Annotated in this window: 11 protein-coding genes; 7 read left to right on the forward strand and 4 right to left on the reverse strand. The window is 68.8% G+C overall.

What is annotated here, in order from left to right; genetic code table 11:
* Positions 1–17: 17 nt before the first annotated feature.
* Positions 18–1,043, forward strand: coding sequence for a heme A synthase (locus RF637_RS03625; RefSeq protein ID WP_368844177.1), 1,026 nt, complete (start codon positions 18–20; stop codon positions 1,041–1,043).
* Between the two features lie 16 nt (positions 1,044–1,059).
* Here RF637_RS03625 and RF637_RS03630 read toward each other — a convergent pair whose 3' ends face one another.
* Positions 1,060–1,983 carry a dihydrodipicolinate synthase family protein gene (locus RF637_RS03630; protein WP_368844178.1) on the reverse strand — a complete coding sequence of 308 codons (924 nt, stop codon included), beginning with the start codon at positions 1,981–1,983 and terminating at the stop codon, positions 1,060–1,062.
* A 174-nt stretch (positions 1,984–2,157) separates the two neighbouring features.
* A complete protein-coding gene (locus tag RF637_RS03635; protein WP_240918800.1) occupies positions 2,158–3,105 on the reverse strand; it encodes a heme o synthase in 948 nt (315 codons plus the stop codon).
* Between the two features lie 370 nt (positions 3,106–3,475).
* On the opposite strand from RF637_RS03635, the gene tkt reads away from it, so the two are divergent.
* From tkt to pgl, 6 genes are all read left to right on the forward strand, one after another.
* The gene (gene tkt / locus RF637_RS03640; RefSeq protein WP_368844179.1) at positions 3,476–5,587 is read left to right on the forward strand and encodes a transketolase; all 2,112 of its coding nucleotides are present in this window, start codon (positions 3,476–3,478) and stop codon (positions 5,585–5,587) included.
* Positions 5,588–5,665: 78 nt separating this feature from the next.
* Entirely contained in the window at positions 5,666–6,772 is a 1,107-nt protein-coding gene (tal, locus tag RF637_RS03645; protein WP_368844180.1) for a transaldolase, read from the forward strand.
* Between the two features lie 120 nt (positions 6,773–6,892).
* Positions 6,893–8,497 carry a glucose-6-phosphate isomerase gene (locus tag RF637_RS03650; protein ID WP_085107495.1) on the forward strand — a complete coding sequence of 535 codons (1,605 nt, stop codon included), beginning with the start codon at positions 6,893–6,895 and terminating at the stop codon, positions 8,495–8,497.
* A 33-nt stretch (positions 8,498–8,530) separates the two neighbouring features.
* The gene (gene zwf, locus RF637_RS03655) at positions 8,531–10,069 is read left to right on the forward strand and encodes a glucose-6-phosphate dehydrogenase (RefSeq protein WP_064845169.1); all 1,539 of its coding nucleotides are present in this window, start codon (positions 8,531–8,533) and stop codon (positions 10,067–10,069) included.
* Positions 10,066–11,088 (forward strand): glucose-6-phosphate dehydrogenase assembly protein OpcA, encoded by a 1,023-nt coding sequence (locus RF637_RS03660; RefSeq protein ID WP_144996625.1) that lies wholly within the window; start codon positions 10,066–10,068, stop codon positions 11,086–11,088. Before zwf ends, RF637_RS03660 begins: the two co-directional genes overlap by 4 nt.
* Positions 11,081–11,887, forward strand: coding sequence for a 6-phosphogluconolactonase (pgl, locus tag RF637_RS03665; RefSeq protein ID WP_144996623.1), 807 nt, complete (start codon positions 11,081–11,083; stop codon positions 11,885–11,887). The genes RF637_RS03660 and pgl overlap by 8 nt, the downstream gene beginning before the upstream one ends.
* 199 nt (positions 11,888–12,086) lie before the next feature.
* On the opposite strand, the gene secG is transcribed toward pgl, so the two are convergent.
* Together secG and tpiA are read right to left on the reverse strand one after the other, a co-directional pair.
* Positions 12,087–12,341 (reverse strand): preprotein translocase subunit SecG, encoded by a 255-nt coding sequence (gene secG, locus RF637_RS03670; protein ID WP_035962057.1) that lies wholly within the window; start codon positions 12,339–12,341, stop codon positions 12,087–12,089.
* 57 nt (positions 12,342–12,398) lie between these two features.
* Positions 12,399–13,217: a triose-phosphate isomerase gene (gene tpiA / locus RF637_RS03675; RefSeq protein ID WP_368844181.1), complete on the reverse strand. Its 819-nt coding sequence runs from the start codon at positions 13,215–13,217 to the stop codon at positions 12,399–12,401.
* Between the last annotated feature and the right edge of the window lie 82 nt (positions 13,218–13,299).

Consider the following 13,299-nt stretch of genomic DNA (forward strand, 5'->3'; position numbering starts at 1 on the left):
CCCTTGGATGCTCCGTCATGTCTGATGTCGCCCGCCGCACCGCCACCGATTCGTTCTGGTGGCCCGCCACCGTGACCCCGTGGGTGCGGGGACTCGCGGTCGCATCCCTGCTGACCAACTCGCTGTTAATCCTCACGGGCGGGCTCGTGCGCCTGACGGGTTCCGGGTTGGGCTGCCCCACGTGGCCGCGCTGCACCGCCGACTCGTGGACCAGCACCCAGGAGATGGGCGTGCACGGGCTGATCGAGTTCGGCAACCGCCTGCTGACGTTCGTGCTCACCGTGGTCGCGGTGCTCACGTTCCTCTCGGTGCTCAAACTGCGTCACGAGCACCCCAAGCTCTTCCGCCTGGCGCTGTTCCTACTGATCGGCATTCCCCTGCAGGCCGCGATCGGCGGCATCACCGTCCACGCGGACCTGCACCCGCTCGTGGTGGGGGTGCACTACCTGATCTCGGCCATCATGATCAGCCTGGCCACTCTGCTCGTGCTCAACACCCGCCGGGACGGGCTGTCGGTGGTCGCATACGAGCAGCGACCGGGGCAATTGCACGGCTCCCGCTCCGCCGCACGCGTGCTGGGGGCGCTGACCGGTGTGCTCACCGCCGTGATCCTCTACCTCGGGACGCTCGTCACGGGCACGGGCCCCCACGCCGGGGACGAGGACAGTGCGCGGCTCACATTCGACTCCGTGATGATCGCCCGGGCGCACGCCATCCCCGTCTACCTCCTGACGTTCACGGTGATCGCGGGCATCGCCCTCACCGTCGTGAAGTCCCTGCCGCGGATCCTGCGTAACGCGTACCTCATCATGGCGGTCGTCATCGTGGCCCAGGCGCTGCTGGGGTACTACCAGTACTTCAACGGGGTCCCGGTTCCCGCCGTGGCCCTGCACATGGTGCTCTCGGCCGTGCTGATCTGGGCAGCCACGCGGGTGGTCTCGTTCAGCGTCTACCTCGCACAGGACACCCACGAGTACGCGGCACCCATCGACGAGCCCGCCGACGACGCCGCTCGCGCCACGCCCGCGCACACCGTGCGCTGATCGCGAGGCACCGAGCTTATTCTGCGACGAAGGTCGCCGAGGGTGCGGACGAGCGCAGCCGCTCCACGGCGTCCGAGAGCAGCCGCTTGCTGTGGGACGGGATGGGCAGCAGGGGACGGCGGGGAGCGCTCGTTCGAACGCCGCACACCTCCGCCAACGCGTAGAGCACCGACAGGGGCCGTTCCTGACTCATGAGGTGCATGAGGGGATGCAGCGCGGCGCTCCAGGCGGCGGCGTCGTCCGCGCGGCCCTCCGCGACGGCGCGGTGGAAGGCCACGAACTCGGGCGCGAGCAACGCCGCCATGCCGCTGTGCCACGCCGCGCTCGGGTACTCGTCCACGATAAGTTGATCGCGGCTCACACCGTGTACGGTGCCCGGTTCGGCTTGCTGCGCGAAGAGCAGCTGGCGGGAGTAGAAGAGCCGACCGGAGGCCGCGGTGTCCTTGAACGCGACCACGTTGTCCAGCCACGACAGCTCCGAGGCCAGTTCCACGGGGTAGGTGAACCCGGTGGTGGTCGGGTTGTTGTACAGGCACAACGGCAGGGACATAGCGGAGGCGACCGTCTCCACCTGGTCCGCGATCTCCTGGGACACCAGCGGGATGTAACTCACGGGGCTCAACACCAGGCCGTCGGCACCGTTGTTCTCGGCGGAGTACGCGAACTGCATGACCTCCCGCGTGGTGATCGCGGAGATCCCCACGCCCACGGGCGTCCCCGAGCCCGACGCCGCGTCCACGGCGGTGCGGACCACCTGCGCCCGTTCCTGGGGGTCCAGGTAGGCGAACAGACCGGAGGTCCCGAGTACCACGATCCCGGACACCCCGCTGCGCGCGAGCCGCGCGACACTGCGTTCGAGGGAATCCAGGTCCAGCCCGCCACCGGGGAGCAAGGGGGTCACGGGGTAGGCGATCACACCGGAGAAGGTCATCGAGAACATGGACCCATTTTAGGTGACCCTAACCAGCTTTCCAGGACACCCAGCCCGTGCGTGACGTCGAGAACGAAGGGCGGACGGCGTCGTCGTCCGTGGTAACGCCCGGACGGGATCCCGCGCGCTGGAGCGGGTCGGGCGAGACGCAAGCCCGAAGGTCTCCGACGGGAACGGCCCGGGTCAGAAAATGGGCCCACCCACGAACGGGTCCAGGGCCACGCCCACGAACACGAAGGTGATGTAGGCGATCGAGCCGTGGAACACGTACATGGCCTGCTTGAGCGTGGGCTTGCCGACGCGGGCCAGGCCGTAGAGCTTGTGGCAGTGGTACGTGAACCAGCCGCCGGAGATCAGGGCGATCACACCGTAGACCCACCCGGCGTCACCCACGGGGATCAACAGCAGCGAGCAGATCACGGTGGCCCACGCGTAGAGCACCACCTGGGCGCCCACGGTGCGCGCGGTGTCCACCGCACCGAGCATGGGCACGCCGGCGCGGGAGTAGTCCTCCGCGTACTTCATGGACAGCGGCCAGTAGTGCGGCGGGGTCCACAGGAAGATGAACGCGAAGAGCACGAATGCGGGCCACTCGAGGGTCCCGCGCACCGCGGCCCAGCCGATCAACACGGGCATGCACCCGGCGATCCCGCCCCACACGATGTTCTGCGCGGTGCGGCGCTTGAGCACGATCGAGTAGAACACCGCGTACAGGGCGATGGCCACCACGCCGAGCACACCGCACAAGACGCTGACCCCCAGGGTCAGCCACGCGACGGACACGACCGAGAGGACCCACGCGAAGATCAGGGCCTCACGCTCCCCCACCTCACCGGTCACGAGTGGGCGCTTGGCGGTGCGCCGCATGAGCCGGTCCTCGTTGCGGTCGATGTAACAGTTGAACGCACCCGCCGCACCGGCCGCGAGCGCGCCGCCGATCAGGGTGTTGAGCACGAGCAAGAAATCGGGGACGCCCTGCTGGGCGAAGAACATGGTGGGCACGGTGGCCACGAGGAGCAGTTCGATGATCCGGGGCTTCGTGAGCGCCACGTACGCTTTGAGCTTACGACCCAAGGTCATCCGGCCCTGATACCCCACGGGCTCCACGGTCCCGATGCGGGTCCCGGTCACTCCGTGTCCGTGCGGCGCGTGGGATCCGTGGGATTCCGGGTGCGTCGCGGTGTCAAGGTGATTCACGGAATCAATGCTCCAAAGAACGTGGGTGGCCCGGCCGTGCGCCGGGAGTGCCTGGGGCGGGCGCGCCGCACGCGCACCGATACCCGGTCATTAGTATAGCCGCCGGTCCCGGCCCACGCCGGGGTGATGCCCGGCACGCGCTTGTGCCCGTGGCGCGGGCCGCGGTCGTCCCTGCCACGCGGCGTCCCACCGGACTAAGGTTGATCCCGGAACATGCGTTCCGGGCCGATCGTCGCGGCCGAGTCCGCGGCGGAGTGTTCCGGATCGTGACCGCACAACCCGTCTAGGAAAGGGGCGCGTCACCGTGCCGAACCTCGATCAACCGTTGAACTGGACCGAGAAGGACGCCCGTGCGGTGGACACCGCGCGTGTGCTCGCCGCGGACGCCGTGCAGAAGGTGGGCAACGGCCACCCCGGCACCGCCATGTCCCTGGCCCCGGTCGCGTACCTGTTGTTCCAGAAGATCATGCGGCACGACCCCTCCGACGACCGCTGGACCGGGCGTGACCGGTTCATCCTCTCCCCCGGTCACACGTCCCTGACCCTGTACCTGCAGCTGTACTTCTCCGGCTACGGCCTGGAGATGGAGGATCTCGAGTCCCTGCGCACGTGGGGTTCCAAGGTCCCGGGCCACCCCGAGTACCGCCACACCACGGGTGTCGAGATCACCACGGGTCCGCTGGGCCAGGGGCTCGCGTCCTCCGTGGGTTTTGCGTACGCGCAGCGCTACACGCGCGGTCTGTTCGACGCCGACGCTGCTCAGGGCGCCTCCCCGTTCGACCACACCGTGTTCGTGATCGCCTCCGACGGTGACCTGCAGGAGGGCATCACCTCCGAGGCGTCGTCGCTGGCGGGCACCCAGGAGCTCGGCAACCTCGTGGTGATCTACGACGACAACAAGATCTCCATCGAGGACGACACCAACGTGGCGTTCAACGAGGACGTCCTCAAGCGCTACGAGGCCTACGGCTGGGACACCACGCGCGTGGACTGGCGCAACGGCGGCGAGTACCAGGAGGACGTGCAGGGGCTGTACGACGCGATCGTCGCGGCCACCAAGGTCACGGACAAGCCCTCGATCATCGCCCTGAACACCATCATCGGCTGGCCCGCCCCCACCAAGCAGAACACCGGTGGCGTGCACGGTTCCGCGCTGGGCGAGGACGAGGTCGCCGCGACCAAGAAGATCCTGGGCTTCGACCCGGAGAAGTCCTTCCAGATCGAGCCCGAGATCTTCGAGCACGTGCGCGAGGTCGGCGAACGCGGTAAGCAGGAGCGCGCGCAATGGGAGAAGTCCTTCGCCGAATGGCGTGAGGCCCACCCGGACAAGGCCGCGCTGTACGACCGGATCAAGAACGAGGAACTGCCCGAGAACTACGAGGACGCGTTCCCCACGTTCCCGGCGGGCAAGGCCGTGGCCTCCCGCAAGGCCTCCGGTCAGGTCATCAACGCCATCGCGGACACCTTCCCCGAGCTGTGGGGCGGTTCGGCGGACCTCGCGGGGTCGAACAACACCACGATCGACGACGCCAAGTCCTTCATCCCCGAGGCACGCTCCACGGCCCAGTGGTCCGGTTCCCCGTACGGCCGGGTGCTGCACTTCGGCATCCGTGAGCACGCTGCCGCAGCGATCGTCAATGGCATCGTGATGAGCAGCCAGACGCGCGCCTACTCCGGCACGTTCCTGATCTTCTCGGACTACCAGCGTCCCGCCGTGCGCCTGGGTGCGCTCATGCGCGTGCCCTCGATCTACGTGTGGACGCACGACTCGATCGGCCTGGGTGAGGACGGTCCCACGCACCAGCCCGTGGAGCAGCTCTCCGCGCTGCGCGCGATCCCGGGGCTCGACGTCGTGCGCCCCGCGGACGCCAACGAGACCTCCGTGGCGTGGCGAACCATCCTCGAGCACCACGAGCACCCGGCCGGGATCGCCCTCACACGCCAGGACCTGCCCACGTTCGCGCGGGAGGACCTTCACCCGGATCACGACGGCGAGAAGTTCGCCTCCGCCGAAGGCGTAGCCCGCGGCGGGTACGTCCTCGCGGACACCGAGGGCGCCCCGGACGTAGTGCTCATCGGCACCGGTTCCGAGGTCCAGCTCGCCGTCGAGGCCCGTGAACAGCTCAAGGCCAAGGGCGTGGCCGCCCGCGTGGTGTCCATGCCGTGCCGCGAGTGGTTCGACGCCCAGGACGAGGACTACCGCAACTCCGTGATCCCGTCCGACGTCAAGGCCCGCGTGAGCGTGGAGGCCGGGATCCGGATGTCCTGGAACGACTTGCTGGGCGATGCCGGACGCGCCGTGTCCCTCGAGCACTTCGGCGAGTCCGCCGACTACCAGACCCTGTACCGCGAGTTCGGCATCACCGCCGAGGCCGTGGCCCAGGCCGCCGAGGAGTCCATCGCCGCCGCTCGGTGAACCCCGTCCCACGTCGCAGGCGGTCCGCTCGGGCCGCCTGCGACGCCCCAGAACCCTTCGACGTGAAGTGAGGACATCATGACGACTCCCACCCAGAAACTCTCCGACGCCGGCGTCTCCATCTGGCTCGACGACCTCTCCCGCCAGCGCCTGACCAGCGGGAACCTCCAGGAACTGATCGACACCAAGAACGTGGTGGGCGTGACCACCAACCCCACGATCTTCGCCGCGGCACTCGCGGACGGTGAGTCCTACCGCGAACAGGTCGCGGAGCTCGCCAAGGCCGGCGCCTCCGTGGACGACGCCGTGTTCCGGATCACCACCGACGACGTGCGCGATGCGTGCGACCTGTTCACCCCCATCGCCCAGGCCACCCAGGGCGTGGACGGCCGCGTGTCCATCGAGGTGGACCCTCGACTGGCCCAGGACGCCGACGCCACGTCCGCAATGGCCCAGAAGCTCTCGCAGACCATCGACCGGCCCAACGCGCTGATCAAGATCCCCGCCACCGAGAAGGGCCTGTCCTCGATCGCGGCCACGATCGCGGAGGGCATCTCAGTGAACGTGACCCTGATCTTTTCGCTGGACCGCTACCGCGGGGTCATCAACGCGTACATGCAGGGCCTCGAGGAAGCGCTCGAGAACGGCAAGGACCTCTCCACGATCCACTCCGTCGCGTCCTTCTTCGTCTCCCGCGTGGACACCGAGATCGACAAGCGTCTGGACGCCGTGGGCACGGACGAGGCCAAGGCCCTGAAGGGTAAGGCGGGTCTCGCCAACGCGCGCCTGGCGTACCAGGTCTACGAGGAGCAGCTCGAGACCGAGCGTTGGAAGCGCCTGGCCGCGGCCGGGGCCAACCCGCAGCGTCCCCTGTGGGCGTCCACGGGTGTCAAGGACCCGTCGCTGCCGGACACGCTGTACGTGAGCGAACTCGTGGCCCCTAATACCGTGAACACCATGCCGGAGAAGACCCTGGACGCGACCTACGACCACGCCGAGATCACCGGTGACACCGTGACGGGGACCTACCAACAGGCCACGGACGTGCTCAACGCCGTGGCCGAGCAGGGGATTTCCTACGAGGAGGTCGTGGACCAGCTCGAGACCGAGGGGCTGAAGAAGTTCGACAAGTCCTGGGACGAGCTGCTCGCCACGGTGCGCACTGCCCTCGACGAGGCCCGCTGAGCCGAACCCAGCCACTGCGTCGCGGCTGCGATCCCGCGCCGGGCACCCGCCCGGTGAGCATAGGGTCGGAGCCGCGCCGCGGCGTCGTTGTCCGAAAACCACGTTCCGAGGAGGCTCCCCGTGAGCTCATTGTCATTGCAGGCGGCCGGCGCCGCGCGTGAGGCGATCGACACGCACGTCCCGCGTCTGGTCGCCGAGAACTTCGCGTCCAAACTCTTCGACCAGGACCCCGCGCTGTGGGGCTCCGCCGCGCAGGAGGAAGCCGCGATACGGCTCGGGTGGACCGACGCCGTGCGCGTCTCGCGCCCCCTGGTGCCCGAGATCGAACAATTGCGCCACGACTTCGCCCGGGAGGGCGTGACCCGTTTCGTGCTCGCGGGCATGGGCGGCTCGTCGCTGGCCCCCGAGGTGATCACGCGCAGCGCGGGGGTGGACCTATTCGTGCTGGACTCCACCGACCCGGAGATGGTCACCAAAGCACTCGAGGACCTCGAGCACACCGCGCTCGTGGTCTCCTCCAAGTCCGGGTCCACCGTCGAGACGGACTCCGCCCGGCGCGTGTTCGTGAACGCGTTCGAGCGCGCGGGCATCGATGCACCGTCGCGCGTGGTGGTCGTGACGGATCCGGGCTCCCCCATGGACTCCGCGTCCCGTGAGGCCGGCTACCGCAAGGTCTTCACCGCGGACCCGAACGTGGGCGGTCGCTTCTCGGCGCTCACCGCGTTCGGCCTCGTGCCGTCTGGGCTCGCCGGCGTGGACGTCGCGGCGCTGCTCGACGACGCCGAAGAGGCCACCGAGATGCTGCGCGAGGACGACGAGAACAACATCGGTCTGCAGCTCGGCGCCGCCCTGGGCGGGACGTCCCCGCTGCGCGACAAGATCGTGCTCGTGAACCAGGGCGCGCCGTTCGTGGGCTTCGCGGACTGGGCCGAGCAGCTGATCGCCGAGTCCACGGGCAAGTCCGGAACCGGTGTGCTGCCCGTGGTCGTGAACGACGCCGCTCCCGAAGTGACGTCGGGCGCCCCCGACGTCCTGGTGGTCTCGCTCGTGGACGACGAGGCCGTCACGGAGGAGCAGGGCGAGGGCGTGCGCGTGGCTGGTTCGCTGGCCGGGCTCATGATGGCGTTCGAGGTCGCGATCGCTGTGGTGGGACAGTTGCTGCGCATCGACCCGTTCAACCAGCCGGACGTGGAATCCGCCAAGGCGGCCACTCGCGAGCTGCTGGCCGCCAAGCCCGAGCCCTCCCCCGCCGCCGCCACGGACGGCGCGATCGAGATCCGTGGCAGTGAACAGCTACTCGACGGCGCCACGACCGTGCCCGAGGCGCTCGCCGCTCTGCTCGCCCAGCTGCCCGAGAACGGCTACGTGAGCGTGCAGGCGTACTTCGACCGTCTCGAGTGGGCGCAGCTCGAGTCGATCCGCGATCTGCTCGCACGGCACACGGGCCGTCCCGTGACCTTCGGCTGGGGACCCCGGTTCCTGCACTCCACGGGTCAGTACCACAAGGGCGGCCCCGAGCAGGGTGTCTACCTGCAGATCACTGCGGCCACGGGCACTGACGTGGACATCCCCGGGATCCCGTTCACGTTCGGTGAGCTCATCGGCGCGCAGGCCGACGGCGACGCTGGTGTGCTGAGCGATCACCACCGTCCCGTCGTGCGGCTGCGGCTCACGGACCGGGCCGAGGGTGTCGCACAGCTGCTCAGGGTGGCATCGGAGCTGTGACCCGCCACCAACCGCTAACGAACAGGAACACGCGTGCCTGACAACAAGAACTGCAACCCGCTACGCGATCCCCGCGACCGGCGCCTGACCCGGGTCGCCGCGCCGTCGGCCCTCGTGTTGTTCGGCGTCACGGGTGACCTCGCCAAGAAGAAGCTGCTGCCGGCCATGTACGACCTGGCCAACCGTAGCCTGCTCCCGCCGGCCTTCTCCCTCGTGGGGTTCGGCCGGCGGGACTGGGACGACGCCCAGTTCGCCGAGTACGTCAAGGAACACGTCGCCGAGCACGCGCGCACGCCCTACAACGAGGACCTCTGGAACCAGTTCGCCTCGGGTCTGCGTTTCGTCCACGGCGAGTTCGACGACGACGACGCGTACCACCGGCTCGCGCAGACCCTCGACGAGCTCGACCGGGACCGGGGCACCCGCGGCAACCACGCGTTCTACCTCTCGATTCCGCCCAAGACGTTCGAGGTGGTGTGCCAACAGCTCGCGGACCACGACCTCGCCGACAGCGAGGACAGCACGGGCTGGCGACGCGTGGTCATCGAGAAGCCCTTCGGGCACGACCTTGAATCCGCGCGGGAGCTCAACGCGATCGTGGAACGCGTGTTCCGCGCGGACAGCGTGTTCCGCATCGACCACTACCTGGGCAAGGAGACGGTGCAGAACATCCTGGCGCTGCGCTTCGCGAACCAGATGTTCGAGCCCTTGTGGGACGCCCGCTACGTGGACCACGTGCAGATCACCATGGCCGAGGAGATCGGGATCGGTTCGCGCGCCGGCTACTACGACGGCGTGGGCGCGGCCCGGGACGTGATCCAGAACCACTTGCTGCAGTTGCTCGCGTTCACCGCCATGGAGGAACCCGCGTCCTTCACGGCGCACAACCTGCGCCGCGAGAAGGCCAAGGTACTCGAATCCGTGGTGCTGCCCGAGGACCTCGGGAAGCATTCCGCGCTGGGCCAGTACACGTCCGGGCTGCAGGGCGGGGACTACGTCAAGGGCTTCCACGAGGAGAAGGACATCCCCGCGGATTCCCGCACGGAGACCTTCGCCGCACTGCGCGTGGACATCAACAACCGCCGCTGGGCGGGCGTGCCGTTCTACCTGCGCGCGGGGAAGCGACTGGGCCGGCGGGTCACCGAGATCGCGGTGGCGTTCAAGAAGTCGCCCAACCTGCTGTTCCGGGACATGGACAACGACGAGTTCGGTCAGAACGCGATCGTGATCCGGATCCAACCCGACGAGGGCGTGACCATCCGCTTCGGCTCCAAGGTCCCGGGCACCCAGTCCGAGATCCGGGACGTGACCATGGACTTCGGTTACGGCCACGCGTTCACGGAGTCGAGCCCCGAGGCCTACGAGCGGTTGATCTTCGACGTCCTGCTGGGTGAGCCCCCGCTGTTCCCGGACCACTCCGAGGTGGAGCTGTCCTGGAAGATCCTGGACCCGTTCGAGGAGCACTGGGCCGAGCAGCGCGTCATGCCCGAGCCGTACGCACCGGGTTCGTGGGGACCGGACTCGGCGCACGAGTTGATGGCCCGTGACGGGCGAGTTTGGAGGCGACCGTGATCGTTCAGATGGAGAACACCACCGCGGCGAAGATTGAGAAGAAACTCAATCAGTTGCGGGACGAGAACGGCGTGGTGACGCTGGGCCGCGTGCTGACGCTCGTGGTCCTGGCGCAGGCCGGTCACTCGGAGGTCGCGGTCGAGGCCGCGAACTACGCGAGTCACGAGCACCCGTGCCGGATCATCGTGCACGTAGCGCACTCCCGCACCGACGAGACCCGCTTGGACGCGCAATTGCGCGTGGGCGGGGACGCCGGCGCGTCCGAGGTGATCCTGCTGCACGGCTACGGCGAGCTCGCCGAACCCACTGAGACTCTGGTCTCCGCGCTGTTGCTGCCGGACGCACCCATCGTGGCGTGGTGGCCGCACGACTTCCCCGAGAATCCCAGCACGAGCTCGATCGGGTGCATCGCCCACCGCAGGATCACCGACTCCTCGCGTGCGCCCGCACCCTTCGAGTCCCTGGCACAACTGTCCCAGCAGTACCGCCCCGGGGACACGGACCTGTCCTGGACGCGGATCACCAACTGGCGCATCCAGCTCGCTGCGGTCCTGGACCAGGTGGGGCCCGTGAAGGTGCGCGAGATCGTGCTCGAGGGCTCCACGGTGGCCCCGTCCATGGTGCTGTTGGGGGTGTGGCTGTCCAGCAAGCTCGATGCCCCGGCGACCATCATCACCGACGACACCCGGCGGGGTCTCGACCGCGTGTGCCTGGTCACCGACGACGGATCGGTGCAGCTGCACCGCCCCGGCCGCACCGTGGCCGTGCTCTCCCAGCCGGGTCAGCCGGATCAGCAGATCGCCATGCCCGTGCGGGATCTCAACGCGTGCCTCGCGGAGGAACTGCGACGGTTGGATGCGGACGAGGTCTACGGCGAGGTCATCACCTCGGGGCTCGCGAGTGCCCGGATCACGACCCGCACCGTCGGTGAGGAGGCCGCGGAGCCTTCCGAGAACACCACGGTGCAGGGCCACGATGCCTCGGCTTCCGCATCGGCCGAGGGAACCGGCGATGAGTGAGCCGTCCCGCCCGGAACCGCGACTCGTCCCGCACGAGGGTGACGAACGCCTTGCCTGGGACACCGCCCGGCGCGTCCTCGAGGTGCTCGAGCACGCCCAGGACGAACGCGGGGAGGCCACCCTCGTGCTGACCGGTGGGAGCATGGGGACCCGCGTGATTGGTGAGCTGGCCGGCCACCCGGACGCCGCCGTGATCGACTGGTCGCGCGTGAACGTGTGGTGGTCGGACGAGCGCTTCCTGCCCGGTGCGGACGGCGAACGCAACGGTGTCCAGGCCGCGGACGCGTGGGGCGAGACCCACGAGCTGACGTGGGACCGCGTGCACCCCGTGGCGGGTTCGGACGAGATCGCGTCGGCCGATGCCGCGGCCGAGGACTACGCCGAGGAACTCGCCGCGGCGGCCGAGAACGAGGGATCCGACACGGGCCTGCCGGTCTTCGATCTGGCCCTGCTGAGCCTGGGCCCGGACACCCACGTGGCGTCCCTGTTCCCGGGCCGCGAGGACGTCCTGCGCACGGACGCCCCGGTGTTCGCGGTCGAGGATTCCCCCAAACCGCCGCCCACCCGCGTCACCATGTCCCTACCAGCGATCAATTCCGCGCAGCGGGTCTGGTTGCTGGTCGCCGGTGCCGCGAAGGCCGGGGCCCTCGCCACGATCCGACGGCCGGAGATCACCGCGACCGAGGCCCCGGCCAGCGCGGTACGCGGGACCCGGGAGACCCTGTGGCTCGTCACGGAGGACGCCCTCCCGGGCATGCCCGAGGACCCCGACCCGGCCCCGGGCGGGACCGCGGGCTGAGCCCATGATCCCGCCCCCGGGCCCGGCCCGTCACCCGGCACGTACGGGACGACACCGCACCCCGGATACGACGACGTCGGCCCGGACCTTCACGGTCCGGGCCGACGTCGTCTGCTCTACTGAGTTCTTCTGCTGTGCCGAGTTCTTGTGCTGTGCCGAGTCGTGGCGACCGGATTAGCCGGTGGGCGTGCGGCGGGTCTCAGACCCCCGGGCCGCTGAAGCGCATCAGCAGGCCGTAGCTCACGATGGCCAGGACCCACACGATCGCCAGAACGGTGGTGATCCGCACCACGTTCTTCTGCGCGGCGCCGGAGGTGTTCAGCGACTGGGTCATCCCGCCACCGAACATGTCCGACAGACCGCCGCCCTTGCCCTTGTTGAGCAGGACGAACATGATGCACAGGATGCCGGTGACCACGATGATCACCTGGAGGGCGATCTGGAGGATCTCCACGAATAGCCTCGATTCACGAATCTCGGGGGCGGGTCAACCGTCAGCGATCGGAGGGGATCACTGGTCGGTGACCAGGTGCTGCTCGAACCGGGTAATCTTAGCAAATTCCTCCGCGTCCAGACTGGCACCGCCCACCAAGGCGCCGTCCACGTCCGCTCCCCCGAGGATGTTCGCGACGTTCGAGGACTTCACCGAACCGCCGTAGAGCACCCGCGTGGCCTTCGCGAAGTCCTCGCCGTACAGCGACTCGAGTTCCGCGCGGATCGCGTGCGCCATCTCCTGGGCGTCCTCGGGTCCGGCCACCTCCCCCGTGCCGATGGCCCACACCGGTTCGTAGGCCACCACGAGGCCCTCGAGCTCGCCGGCGTTGAGCTCGGCGAGGCTCCCGCGCAACTGCTCGAGCGTGTACTGCACGTGCTCACCGGCCTGGCGCTGCTCGAGACCCTCGCCGATGCACAGCATGGGGGTCAGGCCGTGACGGATCGCGGCGCGGACCTTGTCGCGGCACTGCTCATCGGATTCGGTGTGAATGCTCCGCCGTTCGGAGTGCCCCACGAGCGCGTAACGGCACCCAAGCTTGGCCAGGAACTGGCCCGAGATGTCTCCCGTGTACGCCCCGGAGTCCTGGTCGGAGAGGTCCTGGGCGCCGTAGGCGATCTGCAGTCCGTCGCCCTCCACGAGGGACTGCACGGAGCGCAGGCCGGTGAACGGGGGGAACACCGCGACCTCCACGCGGGAGAAGTCGTGCCTGGCGTCCTTGAGCGTCCACGCGAGCTTCTGCAGCAGGGCGATGCCCTGCGTGTGGTCCATGTTCATCTTCCAGTTGCCCGCGATCAGGGGCGTGCGGTCGAAGACACCATTGGTCTGGGTGGTCATGGCTGAATCTCCTTCGGTCGTGCGGCGTGGCTGTGGACGGGGGCGGGCGCGTGGGGCCCGCGGCGGCGGGCCCCACGCATCA

This window comes from Kocuria sp. CPCC 204721 (assembly GCF_040980945.1).
GTDB lineage: Bacteria > Actinomycetota > Actinomycetes > Actinomycetales > Micrococcaceae > Kocuria > Kocuria marina.